Source organism: Phyllobacterium brassicacearum (assembly GCF_003010955.1).
GTDB classification, from domain to species: Bacteria; Pseudomonadota; Alphaproteobacteria; order Rhizobiales; family Rhizobiaceae; genus Phyllobacterium; species Phyllobacterium brassicacearum.
The window spans coordinates 240,927-264,131 of sequence record NZ_PGGO01000007.1 but is presented as its reverse complement, the minus strand read 5'-3'; the positions used below and the strand labels follow the sequence as shown (position 1 = coordinate 264,131).

At 58.1% G+C, this 23,205-nt stretch carries 24 protein-coding genes; 6 read left to right on the top strand and 18 right to left on the bottom strand.

Annotation, left to right across the window (positions count from 1 at the left end; genetic code table 11):
* Positions 1-260: 260 nt before the first annotated feature.
* From CU102_RS11875 to CU102_RS11810, 14 genes are all read right to left on the bottom strand, one after another.
* Positions 261-1,286: a histone deacetylase family protein gene (locus tag CU102_RS11875; protein WP_106711295.1), complete on the bottom strand. Its 1,026-nt coding sequence runs from the start codon at positions 1,284-1,286 to the stop codon at positions 261-263.
* A complete protein-coding gene (locus CU102_RS11870) occupies positions 1,286-1,783 on the bottom strand; it encodes a GNAT family N-acetyltransferase (protein ID WP_106711294.1) in 498 nt (165 codons plus the stop codon). Before CU102_RS11870 ends, CU102_RS11875 begins: the two co-directional genes overlap by 1 nt.
* On the bottom strand, positions 1,783-2,715 hold the full coding sequence (gene kce, locus CU102_RS11865) for a 3,5-dioxohexanoate:acetyl-CoA acetone transferase (protein ID WP_106711293.1): 933 nt from the start codon (positions 2,713-2,715) through the stop codon (positions 1,783-1,785). The genes CU102_RS11870 and kce overlap by 1 nt, the downstream gene beginning before the upstream one ends.
* Positions 2,716-2,730: 15 nt before the next feature.
* Entirely contained in the window at positions 2,731-4,104 is a 1,374-nt protein-coding gene (locus CU102_RS11860) for an aminotransferase family protein (protein ID WP_106711330.1), read from the bottom strand.
* A gap of 299 nt (positions 4,105-4,403) precedes the next feature.
* A complete protein-coding gene (locus CU102_RS11855; protein WP_208113813.1) occupies positions 4,404-4,718 on the bottom strand; it encodes an OmpA family protein in 315 nt (104 codons plus the stop codon).
* Positions 4,719-4,738: 20 nt separating this feature from the next.
* Positions 4,739-5,002 carry a hypothetical protein gene (locus CU102_RS11850; protein WP_133624491.1) on the bottom strand — a complete coding sequence of 88 codons (264 nt, stop codon included), beginning with the start codon at positions 5,000-5,002 and terminating at the stop codon, positions 4,739-4,741.
* A gap of 339 nt (positions 5,003-5,341) precedes the next feature.
* Positions 5,342-5,593 (bottom strand): GNAT family N-acetyltransferase, encoded by a 252-nt coding sequence (locus CU102_RS11845; RefSeq protein WP_106711290.1) that lies wholly within the window; start codon positions 5,591-5,593, stop codon positions 5,342-5,344.
* Positions 5,574-6,863 (bottom strand): amidohydrolase family protein, encoded by a 1,290-nt coding sequence (locus tag CU102_RS11840; RefSeq protein ID WP_106711329.1) that lies wholly within the window; start codon positions 6,861-6,863, stop codon positions 5,574-5,576. Before CU102_RS11840 ends, CU102_RS11845 begins: the two co-directional genes overlap by 20 nt.
* A gap of 63 nt (positions 6,864-6,926) precedes the next feature.
* Positions 6,927-7,682, bottom strand: a complete 756-nt coding sequence (locus CU102_RS11835; protein WP_106711289.1) for an ABC transporter permease — start codon at positions 7,680-7,682, stop codon at positions 6,927-6,929.
* Entirely contained in the window at positions 7,679-8,470 is a 792-nt protein-coding gene (locus CU102_RS11830) for an ABC transporter ATP-binding protein (RefSeq protein ID WP_106711288.1), read from the bottom strand. The genes CU102_RS11835 and CU102_RS11830 overlap by 4 nt, the downstream gene beginning before the upstream one ends.
* Positions 8,467-9,516, bottom strand: a complete 1,050-nt coding sequence (locus CU102_RS11825) for an ABC transporter substrate-binding protein (protein WP_106711287.1) — start codon at positions 9,514-9,516, stop codon at positions 8,467-8,469. The genes CU102_RS11830 and CU102_RS11825 overlap by 4 nt, the downstream gene beginning before the upstream one ends.
* A gap of 53 nt (positions 9,517-9,569) precedes the next feature.
* Positions 9,570-10,025 carry a VOC family protein gene (locus tag CU102_RS11820; RefSeq protein WP_106711286.1) on the bottom strand — a complete coding sequence of 152 codons (456 nt, stop codon included), beginning with the start codon at positions 10,023-10,025 and terminating at the stop codon, positions 9,570-9,572.
* A 4-nt stretch (positions 10,026-10,029) separates the two neighbouring features.
* Positions 10,030-10,764 carry a FadR/GntR family transcriptional regulator gene (locus tag CU102_RS11815; RefSeq protein ID WP_106711285.1) on the bottom strand — a complete coding sequence of 245 codons (735 nt, stop codon included), beginning with the start codon at positions 10,762-10,764 and terminating at the stop codon, positions 10,030-10,032.
* 143 nt (positions 10,765-10,907) lie between these two features.
* Positions 10,908-11,657 (bottom strand): IclR family transcriptional regulator, encoded by a 750-nt coding sequence (locus CU102_RS11810; RefSeq protein WP_245425305.1) that lies wholly within the window; start codon positions 11,655-11,657, stop codon positions 10,908-10,910.
* Between the two features lie 182 nt (positions 11,658-11,839).
* On the opposite strand from CU102_RS11810, the gene CU102_RS11805 reads away from it, so the two are divergent.
* The 5 genes from CU102_RS11805 to CU102_RS11785 all read left to right on the top strand — a co-directional run bounded on the left by CU102_RS11805 (position 11,840) and on the right by CU102_RS11785 (position 16,940).
* On the top strand, positions 11,840-12,820 hold the full coding sequence (locus CU102_RS11805) for a Bug family tripartite tricarboxylate transporter substrate binding protein (protein WP_106711283.1): 981 nt from the start codon (positions 11,840-11,842) through the stop codon (positions 12,818-12,820).
* 61 nt (positions 12,821-12,881) lie between these two features.
* On the top strand, positions 12,882-13,388 hold the full coding sequence (locus tag CU102_RS11800) for a tripartite tricarboxylate transporter TctB family protein (protein WP_106711282.1): 507 nt from the start codon (positions 12,882-12,884) through the stop codon (positions 13,386-13,388).
* A gap of 5 nt (positions 13,389-13,393) precedes the next feature.
* Positions 13,394-14,917: a tripartite tricarboxylate transporter permease gene (locus CU102_RS11795; RefSeq protein WP_106711281.1), complete on the top strand. Its 1,524-nt coding sequence runs from the start codon at positions 13,394-13,396 to the stop codon at positions 14,915-14,917.
* A gap of 14 nt (positions 14,918-14,931) precedes the next feature.
* On the top strand, positions 14,932-16,110 hold the full coding sequence (locus CU102_RS11790; protein WP_106711280.1) for a CaiB/BaiF CoA transferase family protein: 1,179 nt from the start codon (positions 14,932-14,934) through the stop codon (positions 16,108-16,110).
* The gene (locus CU102_RS11785; RefSeq protein WP_106711279.1) at positions 16,107-16,940 is read left to right on the top strand and encodes a citryl-CoA lyase; all 834 of its coding nucleotides are present in this window, start codon (positions 16,107-16,109) and stop codon (positions 16,938-16,940) included. Before CU102_RS11790 ends, CU102_RS11785 begins: the two co-directional genes overlap by 4 nt.
* A 156-nt stretch (positions 16,941-17,096) precedes the next feature.
* Here CU102_RS11785 and mmsB read toward each other — a convergent pair whose 3' ends face one another.
* The 3 genes from mmsB to chvE all read right to left on the bottom strand — a co-directional run bounded on the left by mmsB (position 17,097) and on the right by chvE (position 20,999).
* Positions 17,097-18,296 (bottom strand): multiple monosaccharide ABC transporter permease, encoded by a 1,200-nt coding sequence (gene mmsB, locus CU102_RS11780; RefSeq protein ID WP_106711278.1) that lies wholly within the window; start codon positions 18,294-18,296, stop codon positions 17,097-17,099.
* Positions 18,293-19,822, bottom strand: coding sequence for a multiple monosaccharide ABC transporter ATP-binding protein (mmsA, locus tag CU102_RS11775; protein WP_106711277.1), 1,530 nt, complete (start codon positions 19,820-19,822; stop codon positions 18,293-18,295). The genes mmsB and mmsA overlap by 4 nt, the downstream gene beginning before the upstream one ends.
* Before the next feature lie 163 nt (positions 19,823-19,985).
* A complete protein-coding gene (chvE, locus tag CU102_RS11770; protein WP_208113816.1) occupies positions 19,986-20,999 on the bottom strand; it encodes a multiple monosaccharide ABC transporter substrate-binding protein in 1,014 nt (337 codons plus the stop codon).
* 354 nt (positions 21,000-21,353) lie between these two features.
* Here chvE and araD1 point away from each other — a divergent pair, with 354 nt between their 5' ends.
* Entirely contained in the window at positions 21,354-22,346 is a 993-nt protein-coding gene (araD1, locus tag CU102_RS11765) for an AraD1 family protein (RefSeq protein WP_106711275.1), read from the top strand.
* A gap of 40 nt (positions 22,347-22,386) precedes the next feature.
* On the opposite strand, the gene CU102_RS11760 is transcribed toward araD1, so the two are convergent.
* Positions 22,387-23,139, bottom strand: coding sequence for a FadR/GntR family transcriptional regulator (locus tag CU102_RS11760; protein ID WP_245425304.1), 753 nt, complete (start codon positions 23,137-23,139; stop codon positions 22,387-22,389).
* Positions 23,140-23,205: the final 66 nt, after the last annotated feature.

Genomic DNA, 23,205 nt, shown 5'->3' with positions numbered 1-23,205 from the left:
GCTCACCGCAATCATCCCGCATTCCCGCAGAACAACCAGGCAAACCTTAGGGCGCATTCAGCAACCGCCAGCGGCGCCCCGCCCTCGTTGTGCCGGTATATAGACCCCACCAAACAAAACTGTCAACGACCTTTTTCAGAATTTTTCGAAACTTTTTTCCACCCGGGTATCGCCTGTGGAAAAACGGCTCAAGGCAGCCACCGAAAGACGTTGTACGCGGGCCCTATTACGCCGGCAGACAATCTGCCGGCGAAAGGTACTCAGATGGCAGAACCCCATCCGGTGAGAAATGAAGTGAGGTTGTCGCCGAGCTCGTCGCAAAGGTAGCCGCCCTCCTGCACGATCACCGTCGGCAGGCCCAGTTTGGCGATCGCCTCGGCGATGCGAGCAAAGCCCGGGGTCGAGACGGAAAGACCGCCGAAAGGATCGCCCTCAAAAGCATCAAGGCCAAGCGCCACGACCAGCGCTTCGGGCGCGAACGCCTCGATACGCTTGCAGGCGGCTTCGAGCGCTTCGAGAAATGCCGGGTCGCCGGATTTGCGCTCGAGCGGCAGGTTATAGTTGTAGCCGAGCCCCGCACCCTCCCCGCGCTCATCCGCATAGCCCCAGAAGAATGGATAGAAACGCACGGGATCGGCGTGGATCGAGACGGTCAGCACGTCGGGGCGCGCATAAAAAATGCCCTGCGTGCCATTACCATGGTGTAGATCCACATCGAGGATCGCTACCCTGGCCGCATTTTTCCGCAATCTTTGCGCCGCAACGGCCGAATTGTTGATGAAGCAGAAGCCGCCGGCGACGTCGGCAAAAGCGTGATGGCCGGGCGGGCGGCACAGCGCATAGGCGGCCGGTTCGCCGGACATTACCGCTTCGGCGGCTTCCACCGCGCTCCAGGCACTCCAGCACGCACTTTCCCATGTCTCCGCCGATATCGGGCAGGCTGTATCGGCCATGTGATAACCCGCCTGCCCCACTGCGGATGCGGGATAGCTGCCGGTTCGGCTGATCGGATGGATATTCGGGACAACCTCCTGCGAAGCACCAGGAATCAATTGCCAGCGCCGATAGATGTTCTGGAGGAATTCCAGATATTCCGGCGTATGCACCGCTGCTATCGGGCCAGGACCGTATTCCTTCGGACGATGGATCGAACAGCCTGCCGTCCGCGCGCCAGCGAGCAATCGCTCCACGCGCTCCGGCTTTTCCGGATTGGGCTGCGGTGCCCCGCTTGACAGGAAGCCTTTCGGATTATGACGTTTCTGTTCGTCCGCGTAGAATGTTTTCATCAGCGTTCCTGTTCGATCGTCCATTCGGCCAGCGCCGTGAAGGCTTCGCCGTAAATGCCGTGGATTCGTTCCGAGCGCGACCACTCGATACCGAGATGCGAGTAAAAACCCTGGGCACCGTGATTGTCCGTCTCGACCGAGAGCCGAAGATAGCCGGCACCTGTCGCAACGCCTCTTTGCGCCGTCGCCTGAAGGAGACGTTCGCCGATTTTGCTGCCGCGGAACTTCGCTTCGACAAAAATGTCCTGGACATAGATGCCCGGCTTGCCGCGCCACGTGGAGAAGCTTGGAAAATACAGACACATGCCGGCAAAGACACCGTCGACCTCGGCGATGAGCGCTTCGAATGCCGGTCTATACCCGAAGCCATGGCGGCGCAGATCGTCCGGCGTGCTTCTTACCCTTTCCAAAGCGCCCATGTGCTGTGCGAGCTTCACGATCGCCTCATGCAACAGTGCTACGTCTTCGATAGTGGCCTGCCTGATCGCGACGGTCATCAGAATGCAACCTTGTCGCTACCCTTGAGGCCGAGCATGGCACGCGCCTCGATTGGCGTCGCCACCTCAAGCGACAGCGCCTCGAGCACTGCCCGGATACGCTTGACCTGATCGGCGTTTGACTTGGCCAACTCGCCCCGGCCCAGCATCAGACTGTCTTCGAGCCCGACACGGACATTGCCGCCCATGGCCGCCGCCATGGTGATCATCGGCATCTGCTGCCGGCCCGCGGCGAGCACCGAAAATCTGTAACTATCGCCAAACAGCTTGTCGGCAATCCGTTTCATGTGGGTGAGGTTCTCCGGATCAGCGCCGATCCCTCCGAGCACGCCGAAGACAAACTGGATGAACAGCGGGCCGGAGACAAGGCCCCGGTCGCGGAAATGCGCCAGCGTATAGAGATGGCCAACGTCGTAACATTCGAACTCGAAGCGCGTACCGCACCCCTGACCAAGCTGCGCCAGGATGCTTTCGATATCGGCAAACGTATTCCTGAAGATGGAACTGCGCGTTGCTTCCAGCAATTGCGGCTCCCACTCATGTTTCCATTCGGTGTAGCGGTCGAGTGCCGGATAGAGACCGAAATTCATCGAACCCATGTTGAGCGAGCACATTTCCGGTTCGGCACGAAGGGCCGCCGCTAGCCGGTCGTCAAGCGCCATCAGCGAACTGCCGCCGGTTGAAATATTGATCACGGCGTCGGTGGCCTGTTTGATGCGCGGGAGAAACTGCATGAACAGGGCCGGATCGGCCGAGGGCCTGCCATTTTCCGGATCGCGCGCATGCAAATGGAGGATGGAGGCGCCGGCTTCTGCTGCCGCAATCGCTTCTGCCGCAATCTCGTCAGGCGTTACCGGCAGATAGGGGCTCATGGTCGGCGTGTGCACGGAGCCGGTGACAGCGCAAGTGATAATGACCTTCTGCCGGGTCATGGTAGTCCTCTCCCCCTATTTGTTCACAGGCAAATCGAGTTCATTGGCGAGATCCCGCAACGTGTCGGCCAGAATGGCGACAATTTCGCCGATCTGCTGCCGTGTGACGATCATCGGCGGACAGACGAGGAAATGGTCGCCCTCGACACCGCCGCGCGTGCGTCGTGAATAAATGATGAGCCCCTTGTCATAAGCGATGTCGACGACACGCTGGAAGGCGTTCTGTTCCTTAGGCAGCGGCTTCATCGTGACGAGGTCCTCGACGAACTCTGCCGCCAGCAACAGACCCTTGCCGCGAACGTCACCGATGAAGGGGAAGCGCTTCGACAGCTCAACGAGCTCATACCGGAGCACCTCACCCATCGCCTCAGCATTGCCGATCAGATCTAGCCGCTCGATCTCGTCGAGAACGGCGCCGCCTGCGGCACAGGCAAGTGGATTGCCCGCATAGGTATAGCCATGCTGGAACCCGCCGGTGTCGAGAACAGGCTGGACCATGCGCGACGGCGCGACCATCGCGCCGAGCGGGCTATACCCGGAGCCGAAACCCTTCGACAGGGCGATCAAATCAGGCCGGCAGTTCCAGTAATCACCACCAAGAAACTTCCCGGTCCGCCCGACGCCGCTCATGACTTCGTCGTGGATGAGAAGGACGCCATAGCGATCGCAGATTTCCCGGATACGGCTGTAGTAGCTGTCCGGAGCGACCAGTGCACCGGTCGAAGCGCCGCCGACTGGCTCCATGATGAAAGCGAGGACGGATTCCGCGCCCTCGGCGAGAATGGTCTCCTCCAGTCTGTCGGCATAGCGCAGGCCGTGCTCCTCCATCGAGAGGTTGTCCCGGTCAAGATAGGCGGTCGGTGCCGGGATCTTCGGCATGTCCTTCATCATCGGCGTGAAGGGATCGGTCAAAGCCGCATAGCCGGTGACCGCAAGCGCGCCGAGCGTGCCGCCGTGATAGGAGGGAAAGCGGGAGATGATCTTCCAGCGCTGCTTCTGGCCGACTGCTACCGCATATTGACGTGCGAACTTGAGGCAGGACTCCACCGCCTCGGAACCACCGGAGACGAAGAAGACCTTGTCCATGCCGTCCGGCATATAGCCGGCAATCCGGCGAGCCAGGTCCTCTGCCGGCTGGTTCTCGAAATGCAGCCGGTAGGCGAAGGTCACCCTGTCCATCTGCTCTTTCATGGTGTCGATGACATGGCGGTTGCCATGACCAATATTGACCACCATGGCGCCGCTCGATCCGTCGATGAAGCGGTTGCCGTTCTGATCCCACAGATAAATCCCCTCTGCGCGGTCAACGAGGGGACGGCGCAAACGCGACTGGTAGAACAAATGCGAAGGCGCGCGTGTGCTTGTGGCCGGTTTTTCCGGGGAATGCATGAATACGAAGTCCACTGCTGTTACGAAGGTGCCGGCATTCATGCATTACGCCGACGGAGAGTCAAAATGGAATCGTGACGTTAGGAAAAAGCCTGGCCGCAAGTAACAGCAACGAACAGTCCCATCGCCATCGTTATCTTTCTCATTGGGATCCCCGGTTAGCAGGAGCTGACAGTGCAAGTGTCTGCGAAGCACTGCCTTCGCAGTTACCATTTCATCGATATCGCTCAGGGAACGCCATCGAAGTATCGCATATGTGGCAGCAGGGCCCCGGCTCCTGACGGGACACTTGCCAGCTGTTATTTTGGAACGATAAAATCCACGCGCCGATTTGTTGCTTTTCCCGCTTCGGTCTCGTTGGTTGCCACCGGTTCGCCCTCACCCTTCCCGCGTTCCGTCAATCTTGCTTCCGGGACACCATGGGCAGTCAGCCAAGCCGCGACGGAACGGGCACGCCGACGCGACAGATCATGGTTGTAAGCTTGTGTGCCGACCGAGTCCGTATGGCCCTCCACGACGACAACGCCTGCGGGAACGGAGGCGATGAACCGGGTGATTTTTTCGAGAGCCGGTTCGGCATTCTTCGATACCGCATCGCTGTCAAATGCAAACAACACATCCCCTGGAAGCGACACTACTTCTTGTTGCCGACCAGGATGTAGAACGACTTCTCAATATCCGATTTGTCCACGCTCAGGTACAGCGGATCGTTGTTGATGTTATCTGTCAGACCCTTGAAACGGACCTTGATCGTCAGGATTTCGCCATGGCGCGTCGCCTCAACAACCTGCGCTTCTGCCGTTCCTTTGTTGATCATGCCGGTAGCCAAAGGTTCGGATTGCATTTGCGCCCAGGCGTTAGATCCGGGGTGAGCTGCCACAGCCAAGGCTGCGAGCATGCAGGAAGCCAAGAGATTTCTGGCATACTTCATAGTTCGGGTACTTTTGTTTCAAACAATGTCCGAAGGATCGACTGTCAGTCTTCACTGACAAATCCCGCACGCCGGCGTTTTGCCGAAGGCGAAATCGTCTGGGTCGTATTGTCGTGATCATCAAGAACGGCTCGTCAGGTCAGAGAATCCAATTTCCAACCTCAATCACGATGTCTTGAACATTTTCTGATTCGGTCGCATTGACAAAGCCAAAAATCGCTTCTGCGGCAAATTTTCGGGAAACGAAGCAGTGGGATCTCCAGGAATGCCCGCACCGCACCAGCGATTTCCAGTACATTGTGCCGACTAGCCGATGAAATCCACGATATGGGATTTCGCGGCTGCGGGCCACTCTCTGCGCAGAAGGCTCATAATCACAACATCCCAGACTTCTTGTCCAACGCGCACCGTTTCGCGGCAGGTCCCTTCGCGTACGAAGCCAATTCGCTCGTAAGCCGCGATGGCCGCCACGTTGAAGTCGAACACCCTCACATTATTGCGCAGACCGTAAACGGCCGGGCTTGTCAGCTTGGGGATCCTAACCCTGCTGTGGAGCATAGCTCGCCGGATCGATGCTTGCGGGACGGCCGGCAAGCTCCAGCCTGGTAATCCGGCCAGGTGTCCTTGCCACGACCTTGCCACCCTTGATCACAGCGAGGCGTGTTGCCTTCAGGCGAATTGCTTCAATCGTATCGGCCGCTTGCAGCAATACCATATCCGCCTTGCACCCGACATCAAGGCCGTATCCCTCGAGATTGAGAATCCTGGCAGGCTCTGTCGTCACGGCGGCAAAGCATTGACGCATCGCGCTGCGGTCCGTCATTTGCGCCACGTGCAGGCCCATGCTTGCCACATCGAGCATATCGCCCTGGCCCAGCGAGTACCATGGGTCCATCACGCAGTCATGGCCAAAGGCTACCGTAACGCCGTGAGCGATAAGTTCCGGCACGCGGGTCATGCCGCGCCGCTTCGGGTAGGTGTCGTGACGACCCTGGATGCCGATATTGATCAGCGGGTTGGCGATGGCGGCAACACCCGCCTCTGCAATCAGGGGCAGAAGCTTGCTGACATAGTAGTTATCCATTGAGTGCATCGAAGTCAGATGCGAGCCCGTCGAGCGCCCGCCAAGTCCAACACGCTGCGTCTCATAGGCCAGCGTCTCAATATGGCGTGACAGCGGATCATCGGTTTCATCACAATGCAGGTCAATCATCAGTCCGCGCTCTGCCGCAATCTCACAGAGCGCTTTCACGCTTGCAGCGCCGTCTGCCATAGTGCGCTCGAAATGGGGGATACCACCGACCACATCGACGCCGAGGTCCAATGCGCGGTTCAGGAGATCAACAGCGCCTGGGTAGCGGTAATAGCCGTCTTGCGGGAAAGCGACGAGTTGCAAATCCATATAGGGTGCGACGTGCTTTTTGACCTCAAGCAGGGCCTCAACGCCCAACAGACGCTCATCGCAGATATCGACGTGGGTGCGGATCGCGAGCAGTCCCTGCGTGACCGCGAGATCGCAGTAACGCAGCGCGCGCTCGATTACGGCCTCGTGCGTGAGAAGCGGTTTCAGTTCGCCCCATATCCGGATGCCGTCAAGCAGCAGTCCGCTTTCATTAAATCGCGGCTGGCCGAGGGACAGGGTGGCGTCCATATGGAAATGGCAGTCAACAAAGGGCGGTGAAACGAGCAAGCCGCCCGCGTCAATCGTCTCGCCCGCCTCACCCTTCAAACTCTCCTCAACGGCAGCGATCCGGCCAGATTTGACCCCTATGCCGATGCCGGTACGGCCATCGGGCAACGTCGCATTGGTGATTTTCAGATCAAACATGAAGTGCCCATTTTTCATATAGTTGCGGCAAACGGCGAAAGCTTAAGTTTCGCCAGGAACGAGTCAATAGCGGACCAGCTTGCGCTCAAAGAAGGCGACCAGCGTAAACAGGATGATCGACAGAGCGGATGATAAAACGATAGCCGCATAAAGGCGATCTGATTGATAGTTGAAGGTAGCCTGGATTATCAACGCCCCGAGCCCCTTATCCGAGCCTATCCATTCGCCGACAATTGCGCCGATGACCGCCGTGGCCGATGCAATTCTCAACGATGCGAACAACATCGGCAATGACCGTGGAAACCGGAGCCGCCAGAAGGTCTCCCACCGCGTTGCCGAAAGGATGTGGAAAAGTTCATGCTCGTTGGAACTGGCAGAATCAAGCCCGCGGATCATGTTCACCAGGGTTGGGAAAAAGCAGATAATGGCCGCAATCACGATCTTCGGGGTCATGCCAAGCCCGAAGATGAGAATGATGATAGGCGAGAGCGCAAGAATTGGAATTGTGTTGAAGAAGAGCACCACCGGGAAGTAGGCTGCCTGGAGAGCCCGGCTGTGGACGAATACGACGGCCAGGGCAACCGCGGCCAGATTGCCGATGAAAAAGCCTGCCAGCGCCTCGATTGCTGTCGGCCAGAAATTGCCAAGCAAGAGTGACCCGCTTTTGCCAAACACGCGCGCGACGGCGGTGGGTGTAGGGACGATATAGGCTGGCACTCCCGCCGCAGGCAGCAGGAATTGCCACGCGACCAGAATGGATGCGACCCCGAAAATGGGCAGGAAAGTCCTCGTTGCTACGGGAAGCGGCCTGGATATCATGAAGCCCTCTCCAGAGCCTGTCGCAGTTCGGCCATTTTCGCGATGATGGCCGGATCCTCGCGCAAACAGCGATTGCCGTGATCCTTGACCGGCCTGATGTCGATGTCGGCGACGAGACGCCCCGGATTGGCAGCCAGCACGACTACGCGTTCGCCCAGATAGACCGCCTCAGCAATCGAATGCGTCACGAACAGGATAGTCGTTCGGGTACGCCGCCACAGGTTGAGCAGTTCGTCATTGAGGCGATCACGCGTGATCTCATCCAGAGCACCGAAAGGTTCGTCCATGAGCAACACCCGAGGTTCACCGAGCAATGCCCGGGCGATGGCCACACGCTGGCGCTGGCCGCCGGAAAGCTGGTGAGGATGGCGGTCCGCAAAAGCAGACAGCCCCATCATGGCAAGAAGTTCGTCGGTCTTGTCGGCTACCTCACGCGTGAGACTGTGCCGGCCAACGGCGAGTGGCAGGCGGATGTTCTCGCGAACGGTCCGCCACGGCAACAGCGCTGCATCCTGAAAGACGAAGCCGACATCACGCCGGCCGCGGATCGCATGTGGCGTTTCGCCGAGGACGCTGATCTGTCCGCTGAGTGGCACCAGGAGATCGGCCACCACGCGCAGCAACGTGGATTTTCCGCAACCCGAGGGTCCGAGAATGCAAACGAACTGGCCAGTCTCGACTTCCAGATCGAGACCGGTCAGCACCGTTACATCAGTATGCTCGCCGCGGTATCCGATCTCCAGCTTCCTTGCCTCTATTGCGAGAGGCGTTGAATGCACTCCGCTCATGCGCCGGGAGCATTCAGCTTGGGCCGATCGGCCGACGACAACTCGAGTATTTTTGAAGTGTGGACGTCTTCGAGCGCTGGTCGACCATTCGGGTATTGGCCAATCTTGTCGAGCAGGGCGAGCTGTTCCTCAAGAGCTTTGGGATCGAAGGTGCCCCAACCGTCCTTGGCTGTATTGGCGTCGAAACTGAGCTTAAGCACCAGATCGATGGTTTTGAGTTCCCACTCTTTGTCGAGTTCAGGATGAGCCGAAACAAGTTTGCCGACGGCATCCTGCGGATTGGCATGGGTCCAGCCCCACCCTTTGCCGATGGCACCAATGAATCGCGCCAAGGTATCGGGATCGCTTTCGACTACGCGGTCAGCGGCGAAGTAGGCATCCGCGTATGATTGGAGGCCCATATCGCGGACAAGCAGATCAATACGATCATCACCGATGACGCTCAGCGCCTGTGTGTTGGTGATCCAGCCGCCGATTGCATCAACGTCACCCCGCACAAGCGGCGTTTTGTCGAATCCGACATTGACGATCGTCAGCTCATTGATGTCAATGTTGTTCTTCGCCGCAATAGCATCGATAACAAAGCGGGCGGTCGGCTGCACGCCAATGCGCAGGCCTTTGAGGTCGGCGACAGAGCGCAGCGGTTTTGAAGGCTTTGATGTGAAGGCATAGGGGCCCGTCCGATATCCGCAGGCGACCAGTTTCACCGGAACCCCGTTAGAACGAGCGCTGAACAGTTGCGGCGTCTCGGAAAACTGGCCGACGAGGGCTGAGCCAGACACGACAGGCGGCACTGTCGCCGCGTTGGGTCCGCCCGGGCTGAATTCCACGTCGAGACCGGCATCCTTGAAGTACCCGTTCTCCAGCGCAATCACGTCGCCAATCTGACCATTGGAGATCAGCCAGTCATACTGGATGATAACCTTGCCTGCGGCCTTCGCATCGTTCGAAAGGACGAGCTGGATGCCCGGCGAAAATGCGGCCACGCCCGCCAATCCCGCTTGAAGGAAGAATCGACGGTTGAATTCGGTATTGTTCCCACTCATGGTTTGCTCCTGTTTATTTGTTTTAGGATGCTTGCGAGTTTGATTGTTCCGGCCTAGCCCTCGCCTGACTGTTCTGCTTGCTCTTCGTGATAGTCTTCAGGGCCTCCACCCAGCCAGGCGTACAGTTCCCAAAGGGTATCGTCGGGATCGGTGAAATAGGCGCAGCGGGCGTTCCAGACATAATCCGCGGGCGGTCCGTAGAACGGGACACCGTTGTCCGTCAGCGACTTGTAGTGCTCGTCAACTTCATCCGGCGATCCAAGTTCGACAGCGATACAGACCTTGTGCGCGCCCCTGGGGCTTGCGCGGTTGGAGACGCCCGTATGGGTATTGATATGGTTGAGCTCCCACGCCGCCAGTATCACACCGTCATTGTAAAAGTCCGCGAACCCTTCCGCGCGCCGGCGCATCCTGAAGCCAAGCTTGTTGACATAAAAATCAACGGTCCGCTCGATGTCTTCCACCAGCAAACAGATGTCTTTGATTTTGACCTTCTGTCCAAAGATCATGGCGTCAATTCCCCTTGGCCGCCGACTGGTGCGTCGCGTCATTCTTGAGCGGAAGCGTCACCCCCACCCTTTGGGCGGCTCCAACGATGTGGGCTCGCATGGCACTGCCAGCCGCTTCGGGGTCGCCCTTGACGATGGCCTCGTAGATGCGGACATGTTCGCCCACGTTGACCTCGATCAGGTCCTGAAGCGGATTTGTCACCCTTGCGTATTCGATTGAGCGTCGGATCTGTTCACACACGAAGGAAATGAACGTGTGGATGTAATCATTGCCGGTTGCCCGCGCTATCTCCCGGTGAAAAGCAAGATCCGCGTCGATGCTGCCCTCCTCCCACCGTTCCTCGCCGCTCATGCGATCGAGTGCTGCTCCGATGGCTTCGAGATTGGCGGCATCGCGCCGCGCAGCAGCGAGCGTCGCTGCCTCTACCTCCAGAATGCAGCGCAATTCAAAAAGGCGCTCCATATTGTTGACGTCCTTAAGGGCGTCGCCATCAATCCGGATGGAGGCCCGTTGCTCCGGCCCAAGGACGAACGCGCCTATTCCCTGGCGTGCCTCGATCATGCCGTCGGCGCGCAATTGGGAGATCGCCTCGCGGATAACATTTCTGCTTACGCCAAATTTCTCTGTCAACTGCTGCTCAGTCGGCAAGCGCGTACCGGGCGGAAGTTCACCGGACGATATCTCCCTGCCGAGCACGGCAGCAACGCGGTGCGGCAACGCCTGTACTGTGCCAATCATGGGAGAGTGTCTTTTTACCATGGTTACAGGTCCGCACGAGAGATGTCGCCCAAACCTATACATATCATCCTACAACTGGCAAGCCCCGCTTCCCGATGCCACCGTCATTACCTTTTCGATCTCTTCAATGATCCAGCTGTCAGTCAAAGCAGTCCGACCGCGTGTTCCATCGCTGCCGCATCTTCGCCGAACGCTCTCGTAGCTCTGATACAGGCGGCCAGGAGTTCCGGTTTCATCTTTTGAATGAAGTCGTTGTCGATGCGGGAACGCGGACCGGCCAGCGTAAGCGCGCCGAGTAGCGTGCGGCCGGGGCCAAACACGGGCGCGGAAATGCCAGCCGTCTCAGGATCACGCACGCCGAAGGAGATGTGATAGAAATTCTCGCGGATCGTGTCATAGGGCTCGCCTTCTGCACCTGAAAACGCTTCAAGCACGCGTCCGCCCGAACCGGCGGACAGTGGCAGCACATCCCCTTCGCGGATCGTGTAGCGGATGGGATGTTTCGATTCGACGCGGTAGAGACATGTGCGGACGTTGCCGGAGCGAACGTAGAACGCCACGCTTTCCCAGCTCTTGTCGGAGAGATCGCGCATCACCGGGAGCAGGATTTCAGCTGTAGCAAGAGATCGCTGGTAGATCGATCCCAGCCGGAACGCCGCCGGCCCGATACGATAGCGGCCGTCGTCAAGCCTCTCCAGAAGCTGGCCCCTCAACAGTGACCCCGCGATGCGCAGGATCGTGCTCTTGTAGAACCCGGTACGACCGGCGATCTCGGCCAGGCTCAGCGACCGGTCCGAGGGTGTAAAGGCATTCATGATGGCGATTGCGCGATCAAGTGCCGCAACGCCGTCGATGGACCCCGGCCTTTCTGCTTTTGACTGATCTTCTTTCACGTCCTCACTCCAACGTTGAAACATCGTGACTACCACCAGTTCTATTCAAAGCACATCGTTCTGTCTAGCAGAATGCTGTTATGCTTGACAGAATATCGCAATTTTGCAATTTATTGCGCCCGCGGCCCGCAGGGGCCCGAAACAGCAGGCACCGGAGGAGGTGCCGAGATTTGGAGGAGTCCATGCTGAACAGACGAATGTTTTTGACCGGTGCCGCAGCCGTTGGCGGTGCTTCCATTTTGGCGATGTCGATGAATTCCGCCCGGGCGCAAGATCCGGTGCAATTGCAGATGTTCGTTCCGGCTGCACCCGGCGGCGGCTGGGACCAGACGGCGCGCACAATGGAAAAGGTTCTGCGCGCCGAATCGCTGATCACGGGCGCGCAGATCACCAATGTCGGCGGCGCTGGCGGAACGGTCGGACTGCCGCAGTTCATCAATCAGTGGAAGGGCCGCCCCCATGCCATCATGATCGGCGGCATGGTAATGACCGGGGCGATCATCGCCAACAAGTCGCCGGCTACGCTCTCCCAGACCACCCCGATCGCCCGGCTGACCGGCGAGTTTCTCGCCCTGGTCGTTCCTGCGGCATCACCGTTCAAGACCGCAAAGGACTTCGTGGCGGCGCTCAAGGCCGATCCAACCAAGGTTCCGGTTGCAGGCGGATCGGCGGGCGGATCAGACCATATCCTCTTTGGCCTTGTCGCGAAGTCGGCGGGGGTACCCGCCACAAGCCTGTCCTACGTGCCCTATGCCGGTGGCGGCGAGGCTCTTGCCGCTTTGCTCGGGAACCAGGTTGCGGCTGGCATTTCGGGATACGGCGAGTTTGCCGAGCAGGTAAAGGCGGGGTCATTGCGCGTCCTCGCCATTTCCGCGGACAAACGTCAGGACGGAATCGACGCGCCGACGCTGAAGGAACAGGACATCAATGTCGAACTGTTCAACTGGCGCGGTATATTTGCGCCACCCGGCATAACCGATCAAGACCGTGCTGCGCTGATCGCGATGATTGAAAAGATGGCTGCGAGCGATTCCTGGAAGACCGAAGTCGTTAATCGCAACTGGACCCCAATTCTTCTGACCGGCGACGAATACGCCAAGTTCCTGGCGAGCGACACCGCCACTATCGAAGGCATCCTCAAGGACCTCGGCCTCGCAACCTGAACGGCGCAAACGTCGTGGTGCAGGCGGTACCAACCGCCTGCGAATTCTTCGGGAGGTATTTATGACAACGAAATCAGACTGGGCAGCTCCGCACCCGCGTCTTGCCACGCCTGAAGCCGTAATAAGCGTCGGAATGTTGATCGCTTCTGGTTTCGTGCTTTGGCAAACACTATCCATTCCAGTGTCCCCGATGTACGCGAAAGTCGGGCCGACAGTTTTCCCGCTGGTCACCGCAATTGGTCTGGCCCTCCTCGCCGTCCTCTTGCTTGTCCAAGCTTTTCGCGGCGGCTGGCAACATGAAGAGGAGAAGGAGATTTCCCAAGACTGGAAATCGCTGGGTTTTGTCGCTGCCGGACTCCTTTGCAACGTTTCCCTGATACGTCCTTTCGGCTTCACCGCCGCATCGGTGATCATGTTCGTTCTTGTCACCCATGGCTTTGGCAGCAGGCAGCCTCTGCGCAATGCCTTCATCGGTTTGCTTCTCGCACTTACAGCCTATTTCGGGTTTGCCAAACTCCTTGGCGTCAACATCGGCGGCGGCCTGATCGAGAACCTTTTGGGAGCCTGATCGACATGGAAACACTCGTTCAACTCAGTCATGGGTTTACCGTCGCGCTGACCCCAACGAACCTCATGTGGTGCCTGGTGGGCACCACGCTCGGAACCGCGATCGGCGTGCTGCCCGGACTTGGCCCGGCGCTGACGATCGCCCTCCTCCTGCCCATCACCTACCAGGTAGCCCCTGAAGCATCATTCATCCTGTTCGCAGGCATCTACTACGGAGCCATGTACGGCGGTTCGACGACATCGATCCTTCTCAACACGCCCGGTGAAAGCGCCACGATCGTCACCGCGCTCGAAGGCAACAAGATGGCCCGATCTGGACGCGGCGGCGCGGCGCTGGCGACTTCAGCCATCGGTTCCTTCGTCGCAGGCACGATCGGGACTATCGGCGTTGCCTTCCTTGCCCCGGTCGTCGTGGGGCTCGCCCTCAAGTTCGGACCTGCCGAATATTTTGCCCTGATGGTCCTGTCCTTCGTCATGGTTTCGGCCGTGCTCGGCGCCTCTGCGGTGCGCGGCCTCACGAGCCTGTTCATCGGTTTCTTCCTCGGAATGATCGGCGTTGATCTCCAGACCGGACAGCCGCGTTTCACGTTCGGCGTCACCGAACTTCTCGATGGCATCAGCATGGTTGTGGTTGCGGTCGGCCTGTTCGCGGTCGGTGAGACGCTTTATATCGCGGGACGCCGTTACACCGGACACGATGAGATCGTTCCTCTTCGCGGATCTCTCTACATGACAGCCCAGGAATGGTCGCGCTCCTGGAAAGCGTGGCTTCGCGGAACCTTGATTGGTTTTCCGATCGGATCAATGCCCGCCGGCGGCGCTGAAATTCCGACATTCCTGTCCTATGCGGTCGAAAAGAAACTCTCCAGGCACAAGGAAGAGTTCGGGACGACAGGCGCGATAGAAGGCGTGGCAGGTCCCGAAGCTGCGAACAATGCCTCGGCGGCGGGGGTGCTTGTCCCGATGCTGACGCTCGGACTGCCAACGTCAGCGACCGCCGCCATCATGTTGTCGGCGTTTCAGAGTTACGGCATCAACCCCGGCCCCATGCTGTTACAGACACAGCCAGCGCTTGTCTGGGGGCTCATCGCCAGTCTTTTCATCGCCAATGTCTTGCTCGTACTGCTCAACCTGCCGCTGATCGGGCTCTGGATACGGCTGATCAACATCCCTGCGCCACAACTCTATGCGGGAATTCTGGTGTTCGCGACGATCGGCACCTACGGCATATCGCAATCGCCCGTCGATCTCATCCTGCTCTACGTGCTCGGCGGCATGGGCTTCCTCATGCGGCGTTTCGATTTCCCGACGGCCCCCGTCATCATCGGCATGATCCTTGGGCCTATGGCGGAGACTCAGTTCCGCCGCGCGATGACCATTTCCAACGGAGATTGGTCGGTCTTCTACACCCATCCGATCGCGCTGACGCTCCTCGTCATCGCCGCAACGGCTCTCATTGGCCCCAGCGTTTACGGCCTCGTCAAACACCGCCATCTGCGCGGGCCCGAACACATGCCCGGCGACGCTTGAAATACAGGAATATCATGACACAACTTCTCAAGGGCATCCGTATCCTCGATCTGACCAACGTCCTGGCCGGACCATATTGCGCCTATCAGCTTGCCTTGTTGGGAGCCGACGTGATCAAAGTTGAATCCCCTTCCGGCGGTGATCTCGCGCGCCAGCTGGGCGCGTCAGATGAACTCAACGGCGCTGGAATGGGTGCATCATTTCTGGCGCAGAACGCCGGGAAGCGTTCAGTGGTGCTTGACCTGAAGCAAGACATGGACAGGGCAAGCTTTCTCCAACTCGTTTCGACGGCCGATGTTCTCGTCGAAAATTTCCGGCCGGGCGTCATGGACAGGCTTGGACTGGGCTACGATCGTCTGAAAGAAGTACGCGACGACCTCGTTTACTGCGCGATATCCGGCTTCGGCCAGACGGGTCCGATGCGCGACAACCCGGCCTATGATCAGATCATACAGGGACTGTCCGGCATCATGAGCATCACTGGGACCCCCGACACAGCACCCCTTCGCGTCGGTTACCCCGTCTCGGACACGCTTGGCGGACTGTTTGGTGCTTTTGCGATCGTCTCGGCTCTGCTGCGCAAGCAGAGCACGGGTATTGGCGCATTTCTGGATGTCTCCATGCTGGAATGTACACTCAGCGCCCTCGGTTGGCCCGTTTCGAACTATCTGACCGCTGACGTCGAGCCGTCAGCCATGGGCAACGAAAACACGACCGCAGCGCCCTCCGGAACATTCCGGACCGCAGATGGACTGCTCAACATCGCCGCCAACAAGCAGGAACAGTTTATTGCACTGTGCACTGAAATAGGCCGTCCGGAACTTTCGTCGGATCCGCGTTTTGCCGAACGGGGCGTGCGCAAGCAGCATCGCGTCGAGCTGAAGCGCCTGATCGAGAACGCACTCGAATCTGCTTCAGCCGCCGCGTGGGAAAAACGGTTCAACCGCATTGGCGTGCCTGCGGGCCGTGTTCTGACAATCCCGCAAGTGTTGGCCGAGCCGCAGGTAATCTGTCGCGAACTCATGACCACGTTCGCGCCCGTGCTTGAAGGAAGCAACAATCTGACGGTCGTGCGCGGAGGGTTTCTCGTCGACGGCCAGGCACCACTTCCCGTGGGTGCGCCGCCACGCCTTGGCGAGCACACAGATGCGGTTCTGGGATCTACGAAAGAACTGCAAGGGGTTGAGCGATGAGTGAAGGTGAAATGTCCATCGACCGCAAAAAAGGTGAGGACTGGTGGGCCACGGACATCATCGAGATGCGCCCAGGCCTCATCCGGCTGCGCGGCTACGCGATAGAGGACCTCATCGGGCGGATCAGCTTTCCGGCAATGATTTGGCTGATGCTGCGCGGCGAATTGCCCGATGAGCGGCAGGCGGAATTGCTCGGGATAGCTCTTTCCGCAGCCATCGATCATGGTCCGCAGGCCCCCTCGATCGCCATCGCCCGCATGGCCGCCACATGTGGTGTCGGCATCAACAGCGCAATGGCATCGGCCATCAACGTGCTTGGAGACGTTCACGGCGGAGCAGGCGAGCAGGCTTTGGGGTTCTTTGGCGAGATAGCGGTGTCCATGGATTTCGGTCGCAGCCTGGAGAAGGCTGCCGACGAACGTCTTGACCGGTACTTCAAGGACGAAGGCGGCTACGTTCCGGGACTCGGCCACCGTTTTCATCCTGTCGATCCGCGCGCCCCGCGTCTCATTGAACTGGTTCGCCGATTTGCCAAAGACGGCGTGGTCAATGGCAGGTTTGCTGACATCGCCGAAGCGGTTGAAGCCAATGTGGCCAAGCGCAAAGGAAAGCGGATACCGCTTAATATCGACGGTGCGACTGCCGTGGTCTACGGCGAACTGGGTTTTCCGCCGCCGCTGACGCGAGGACTGTTCGTTCTGTCGCGATCGGTCGGCATTCTTGCCCATGCGTGGGAACAGTCGCAAAAGCCTGAACGCAACAAGGGGCCACTTCCGCGGGAATGGCTGTGGTCATACAGGGGAACCAAAACCAGAAAACCTGTTGAATAACTGTGCAGCCCGGACGGACCGCCTCCACGTCAATGCGCTGCTTACATGTACCTCGTATAGTCCGAACTGACTTTGTCGTCGCCGATGTGTGGAATTAAAGCAATCGGCCCCGCCTCCTGGAGGCAGGGCCGACGTGACGCACATTGAGTAGTGCGGTTATGCCTTGTTCTTGTTGTAGACGTCGAAGATGACGGCCGCGAGCAGGACGAGGCCCTTGATCACCTGCTGCCAGTCGATGTTGACGCCCATGATCGACATGCCGTTATTCATGACACCCATGATAAAGGCACCGATTACCGCACCCATCACCTGCCCGACGCCGCCCATGGCTGACGCACCGCCGATAAATACGGCAGCAATCACATCCAGTTCGAAGCCGAGACCGGCCTTGGGCGTCGCCGTATTCAGGCGCGCCGCGAAGATCAGTCCGGCCAGCGCAGCAAGAACACCCATGTTGACGAAGGTCAGGAAGGTCAGCCGCTCGGTCTTGATACCCGACAGTTTCGCCGCCTTCTCGTTGCCGCCCATGGCATAAATGCGACGGCCGACAGTCATGCGCTTTGTCACGAAAACAAACAGCGCAATCAGCAGCGACATGACGATGAGGACATTCGGGAGTCCCTTATAGGACGAGAGCAAATAGGCGAGGAAGAGCACGATCCCGGCGATGATCAGGTTCTTTGCAACAAAAAGAGCGAAGGGTTCACCTTCGTAGCCATGCTTCTCGCGTTTGGCGCGGCCACGCACGCTGAAATAGATCATCAGCGCCACGAGGATAATGCCGATCAGCATCGAAGTGATGTTGAATCCGGGATAACCGAAGACATCCGGAATGAACCCGGAGCTCAGCAGCTGGAACTGCGGCGGGAATGGTCCGACAGACTGACCTCCAAGCAGCCACAGGGCGAGCCCCCTGAACACCAGCATTCCCGCCAGCGTGACAATGAATGAGGGTATCTTGTGGTAGGCAATCCAATAGCCCTGCGCCGCGCCGATCGCGCCACCCATGGCAAGACAAAGGATGGTTGCCGGGATGTAATGAATTTGCCATCGGACCATCATTACGGCGGCAAGACCGCCAATAAAGCCCGATACCGAGCCCACCGAAAGATCGATGTGACCGGCCACGATCACCAGCAACATCCCGAGCGCCATGATGATGATGTAGCTGTTTTGCAGAACGAGGTTTGTCAGATTGACCGGCCTGAAGAGTACGCCGTTGGTCGTAAACTGGAAGAAGACCATGATGAGGATGAGCGCAAGCACCAGACCATATTCGCGGTAGTTGCCTTTCAACGCGGAGCCATCCGTCTTGAAGTCTTTTTTACCTTGGGTTGCTGCGGTTTCGACGGTCATGATGCTTTCCCTTCAGCACGAATGATGGCGCGCATGATTTTTTCCTGACTGGCTTCGCTGGCGGGCATTTCGCCGACGAGCCTGCCCTGGTTCATCACATAGATCCGATCGCAGACGCCGAGCAGCTCTGGCATTTCCGACGAGATCATCAGCACGCTTTTGCCTTCGCTTACCAATTGATTGATGATTGTATAGATTTCATATTTCGCACCGACATCGATGCCTCGCGTCGGCTCATCCAGAATCAGCAGGTCCGGATTGGCGAACAGCCACTTCGACAGCACCACCTTCTGCTGGTTGCCGCCGGAAAGATTGCCCGTCTTCTGGTAGATGCTTGATGAGCGGATGTTGGTTTTGCGGCGATATTCGTTCGCCACCTTCAGTTCGGCCATGTCATCCAGCACGCCGTTCTGGGACACGCCGGCGAGATTGACGATCGTGGTGTTGTGCTTGATGTGATCGATCAGATTAAGCCCGAAGGTCTTGCGGTCTTCCGTGACATAGGCGATGCCATTGTCGATGGCTTTGCCGATGGTGGAAACATCGACCTTTTTGCCCTTGAGGAAAACCTCGCCGCTGATCTTGCGGCCGTAGGCCTTGCCGAAGACGCTCATGGCAAATTCCGTACGCCCGGCGCCCATCAGCCCGGCAATACCGACCACCTCACCCTTGCGAACACTGAGATTGATCCCGTTGATGACCGTCCGGTCGCTGTGGATGTGGTGGTGAACCACCCAATCCTTCACTTCAAACACTACCTCGCCGATATCGGGTTCGCGCTGGGGAAAGCGGTCGGCCAGCTGGCGCCCCACCATTGATGTGACGATGCGATCCTCGGAGATGTCTTTCTTGTCCAGGGTCTCGATCGTCGCGCCGTCGCGCAGCACCGTGATGCGATCGGCCACTTTTCCAACTTCATTGAGCTTGTGCGAGATCAAAATGGAAGAAATGCCGTGCGCCTTGAACTCGAGCAGCAGGGCGAGAAGCGCATCGCTATCCTTTTCGTTGAGGCTCGCCGTCGGCTCGTCGAGAATGAGGAGCTCAACTTCCTTCGACAGCGCCTTGGCGATTTCCACCAGTTGCTGCTTGCCGACACCCAGATTCGTAATCAACGTCAGTGGGTCTTCTTTCAGGCCGACTTTAGCGAGGAGTTCGCGTGTGCGATTTTCCGCAACGTGCCAGTCAATGACACCAAATTTCGCCGGTTCATTGCCGAGGAAGATATTCTCGGCAATCGAAAGGAGTGGAACCAGGGCAAGTTCCTGATGGATGATGATGATGCCCTGCCTCTCACTGTCGGCGATATCGCGAAAGTGCTGCTCCTGGCCGTTGTAGATTATCTCACCCTCGTAGCTGCCATGCGGATAAACTCCGCTCAACACCTTCATGAGGGTCGATTTGCCTGCGCCATTCTCGCCCACGAGAGCGTGAATTTCGCCTTTGCGTACGTCAAGATTGACATTGTTCAGCGCCTTCACACCAGGAAAAGTCTTGGTGATGTTGCGCATTTCGAGGATGGTTTCCATCGAGATCCTCATCGATACCGAGGCGGCAATATAGCTGCGCGGGTATCGTTTCCTTCTGCAATTTATATTGGGCTCAGTGCCCTTGCGCTACCGAAAACATTGTTCGGACAATGACGACAAACCCTGCGCGAGATGAGCGCAGGGTTCGGATTTGATCAAAGAGCTACTTGATCTGATCTTCCGTGTAGTAGCCGCCGCCAATCAGGATCTCTTTCCAGTTGGTCTTGTCCACTTCAACGGGCTTCAACAGATAGGACGGAACGACCTTGACACCATTGTTGTAGGTCTTGGTGTCATTGATTTCCGGCTCCTCGCCCTTGAGAACATTGTCGATGAGGTTCGCCGTTACCTTGGCCAGTTCACGGGTGTCCTTGTAGATTGTCGAGTACTGCTCACCAGCGATGATCGACTTGACGGAGGGTACTTCCGCGTCCTGTCCGGAAACGAACGGGAATGGCTGGTCAGCGGTGCCGTAGCCCACGCCGCGCAGTGACGACAGGATACCGATCGACAGACCGTCATAGGGCGAGAGAACTGCATTGACCTTCTTGTCGGTGTAGTAGGCCGAAAGCAGGTTATCCATGCGCGCCTGGGCAACGGCACCGTCCCAACGCAGCGTGCCGACCTTGTCCATGCCGGTCTGGCCGGACTGAACGACGAGCTTGCCACTGTCGATCAGAGGCTGCAGGACAGACATCGCGCCGTCATAGAAGAAGAAGGCGTTGTTATCATCCGGCGAACCGCCGAAGAGTTCGATATTGAACGGGCCCTTTGCCTCCGGAAGACCGAGTGCCTTCACGAGCGAACCAGCCTGCAGAACGCCAACCTGGAAGTTGTCGAAGGTGGTGTAATAATCGACATTGCCGGAGTCGCGGATCAGGCGGTCATAGGAAATGACCTTGATATCGGCATCATGCGCTTGCTGCAGCACATTCGACAGGGTCGTCCCGTCGATGGCTGCGATCACGAGGACCTTCACGCCCTTGGTGACCATGTTCTCGATCTGCGCGAGCTGATTGGGAATGTCGTCTTCGGCATATTGCAGGTCAGTGCCGTAGCCGCGTTCTGTCAGCGCCTTCACCATATTGTCGCCGTCGGCAATCCAGCGTGCCGAGGACTTGGTCGGCATGGAGATGCCGACTGTGCCCTTGTCTTGAGCAAAGGTCTGCGTACCCATCACACCAAGTGCGATCAATCCCGCGGCAAATAGTTTAAGAATTTTCACGTCTGTTCCTCCCAGTTTCAATCATGTTCACTGCACTATGATCGGCGTTGACCAACCTTCCTGCACCAAACCAGTTCCTCCCGGAGCGGGGCCATTTCAACATCTATCCGAAAAGTATGACTTTTGGAATAGGGCTTTCGCCCTGCTGGAAAAATGTCTTCCTCCGGTTTCTACCGGCCCGGGATCAATCCGCTGACGGCCGTTTACACCAATATAATACTATTATAATATTTTTGAAAAGAGTGGTTCGAGTGCATAATGTGCGGGACCAATAATTCATATACCCAAACATCCGGGAGGAAAGCCTTGAATCTGGTTCAATTGATGAATGCCAATGGAAAACGGCGGGTGGCAACACGAGTCGGTGACGAATTCCGGCAGGTAAAGCGCACGCGCTCTGTACTGGAGCTGGCTCACGCAGCGATCGAAGCAAAGACCAGCATCGCAAATATTGTGGAAATCCGCGGGCTTGGCAAAAAACTGGATGTCGCAGCTGCCTATGCGGAAGGACGTCTGCTTCCGCCGATCGACACCCATGACCCGGCGCACATCCATCTCACCGGCACTGGTCTCACGCATCTTGGCTCGGCTGCGGCACGCGATGCCATGCACCGCAAGATTGGTGACGCCCAGGAAGAGACCCTGACCGATTCGATGAAGATGTTTCGCATGGGCCTGGAAAACGGCAAGCCGAAGAAGGGACAGACCGGGGTGCAGCCCGAATGGTTCTACAAAGGCAATGGCTCGATGTTGACCGGCCCCGGCCAACCCCTCCTCTCGCCGGCCTTTGCCGATGACGCCGGCGAGGAGCCGGAGATTGCCGGCATCTACATCATTGGCCCGGATGGCGCGCCTTTCCGTATCGGTTTTGCGCTCGCCAACGAATTCTCCGATCACGTGATGGAGCGCGTCAACTATCTCTATCTTGCCCATTCCAAACTACGCCCGTGTTCAATCGGCCCTGAACTCATCACCGGTGACCTGCCTGCAGATATCAGGGGTACGTCACGTATCCTGCGCAAGAACAAGACCGTTTGGGAAAAGCCGTTCTTGTCAGGTGAAGACAACATGTCCCACACCATCGCAAATCTCGAACATCATCACTTCAAATATGCCGTCTTCCGCCAGCCGGGCGACATCCATGTGCATATGTTCGGTACGGCAACACTCTCCTTCGCCGATGGCGTGAAGGCAGAAAACGGCGATGTGTTCGAAATCGAAGCACCTGCCTTCGGCCTGCCCTTGCGCAACCCCCTCAAAACCGAGAAGCCATCGAAAGTGAAAGTGACAGCGCTGTAAGCTGACATCAGGAGCTGGTGCAAGCCAGCTCCGTCTGCGTTCAGAGGTCGCCTCTATGGCCGGAGTTCAGGACGCGTTCCGCACCCTCGCGGATAACGACGCGCATGGCTTCCTTGGCTGCCTCGGCATCACCAGCCTTGATCGCGTCAGCAATGGCCGCATGCCTTGCGACCGAGCGGATATGGCTTTCAGAATTCGGTATCGGCGAACTGATCGTGAAGGTAGTGACGAGCGCTACTTCGATCAGGGCGCTAATCGAGCGCATGAATGGATTTCCGGAAGCATCGGCGATCGCAATGTGAAACTGCAAATCGCTATTGACGAAATCCTGGGCGGATTCCCGGGCACTCCCCATTCTCGCAACCCAATGATACAGTTTCTCAAGCTGTGCATCGGTCCGGCGGAGCGCTGCAAGACCCGCCGCTTCCGGCTCCAGGGCCAGGCGCATTTCGACAATACTCGACAGAAAATGCGGGCTCGCTCCTGCCTCGAAATGCCAGACGAGAATATCCGGGTCGAACAGGTTCCAGTGCGAGCGTTCGAGCACCCGCGTGCCGATTTTTGCCTTCGGCTGGATCAGGCCCTTCGCAGCGAGGGTCTTCAACGCCTCGCGCAGAACGGTTCGGGATACACCGAAACGTTCAAGCAACTCGGCATCGCCGGGCAGGATGGAGTTTTCCGGATAGGCGCCGCTGATGATCTTGAGCCCGAGATCGCGCATGACGTGGCCGTGATGCGTGCGCGATTGCCCCGCCGTGCGAAAATCATAGTTGATGAGCTCGTTGCCTGACAAATCGTTGCCTGCTATTTGCTTTGCATGCTTATGGGGACTCGGCCAACAAATCGCCGTCGCTTGAAG

What these genes read in the sequence shown, in the direction of transcription:
- CU102_RS11875 (WP_106711295.1), bottom strand. Translation starts at nt 1,286, where the DNA reads ATGAAAACATTCTACGCGGACGAACAGAAACGTCATAATCCGAAAGGC.
- CU102_RS11870 (WP_106711294.1), bottom strand. Translation starts at nt 1,783, where the DNA reads ATGACCGTCGCGATCAGGCAGGCCACTATCGAAGACGTAGCACTGTTG.
- kce (WP_106711293.1), bottom strand. Translation starts at nt 2,715, where the DNA reads ATGACCCGGCAGAAGGTCATTATCACTTGCGCTGTCACCGGCTCCGTG.
- CU102_RS11860 (WP_106711330.1), bottom strand. Translation starts at nt 4,104, where the DNA reads ATGCATTCCCCGGAAAAACCGGCCACAAGCACACGCGCGCCTTCGCAT.
- CU102_RS11850 (WP_133624491.1), bottom strand. Translation starts at nt 5,002, where the DNA reads ATGCTCGCAGCCTTGGCTGTGGCAGCTCACCCCGGATCTAACGCCTGG.
- CU102_RS11845 (WP_106711290.1), bottom strand. Translation starts at nt 5,593, where the DNA reads ATGCTCCACAGCAGGGTTAGGATCCCCAAGCTGACAAGCCCGGCCGTT.
- CU102_RS11840 (WP_106711329.1), bottom strand. Translation starts at nt 6,863, where the DNA reads ATGTTTGATCTGAAAATCACCAATGCGACGTTGCCCGATGGCCGTACC.
- CU102_RS11835 (WP_106711289.1), bottom strand. Translation starts at nt 7,682, where the DNA reads ATGATATCCAGGCCGCTTCCCGTAGCAACGAGGACTTTCCTGCCCATT.
- CU102_RS11830 (WP_106711288.1), bottom strand. Translation starts at nt 8,470, where the DNA reads ATGAGCGGAGTGCATTCAACGCCTCTCGCAATAGAGGCAAGGAAGCTG.
- CU102_RS11825 (WP_106711287.1), bottom strand. Translation starts at nt 9,516, where the DNA reads ATGAGTGGGAACAATACCGAATTCAACCGTCGATTCTTCCTTCAAGCG.
- CU102_RS11820 (WP_106711286.1), bottom strand. Translation starts at nt 10,025, where the DNA reads ATGATCTTTGGACAGAAGGTCAAAATCAAAGACATCTGTTTGCTGGTG.
- CU102_RS11815 (WP_106711285.1), bottom strand. Translation starts at nt 10,764, where the DNA reads ATGATTGGCACAGTACAGGCGTTGCCGCACCGCGTTGCTGCCGTGCTC.
- CU102_RS11805 (WP_106711283.1), top strand. Translation starts at nt 11,840, where the DNA reads ATGCTGAACAGACGAATGTTTTTGACCGGTGCCGCAGCCGTTGGCGGT.
- CU102_RS11800 (WP_106711282.1), top strand. Translation starts at nt 12,882, where the DNA reads ATGACAACGAAATCAGACTGGGCAGCTCCGCACCCGCGTCTTGCCACG.
- CU102_RS11795 (WP_106711281.1), top strand. Translation starts at nt 13,394, where the DNA reads ATGGAAACACTCGTTCAACTCAGTCATGGGTTTACCGTCGCGCTGACC.
- CU102_RS11790 (WP_106711280.1), top strand. Translation starts at nt 14,932, where the DNA reads ATGACACAACTTCTCAAGGGCATCCGTATCCTCGATCTGACCAACGTC.
- CU102_RS11785 (WP_106711279.1), top strand. Translation starts at nt 16,107, where the DNA reads ATGAGTGAAGGTGAAATGTCCATCGACCGCAAAAAAGGTGAGGACTGG.
- mmsB (WP_106711278.1), bottom strand. Translation starts at nt 18,296, where the DNA reads ATGACCGTCGAAACCGCAGCAACCCAAGGTAAAAAAGACTTCAAGACG.
- mmsA (WP_106711277.1), bottom strand. Translation starts at nt 19,822, where the DNA reads ATGGAAACCATCCTCGAAATGCGCAACATCACCAAGACTTTTCCTGGT.
- chvE (WP_208113816.1), bottom strand. Translation starts at nt 20,999, where the DNA reads ATGGGTACGCAGACCTTTGCTCAAGACAAGGGCACAGTCGGCATCTCC.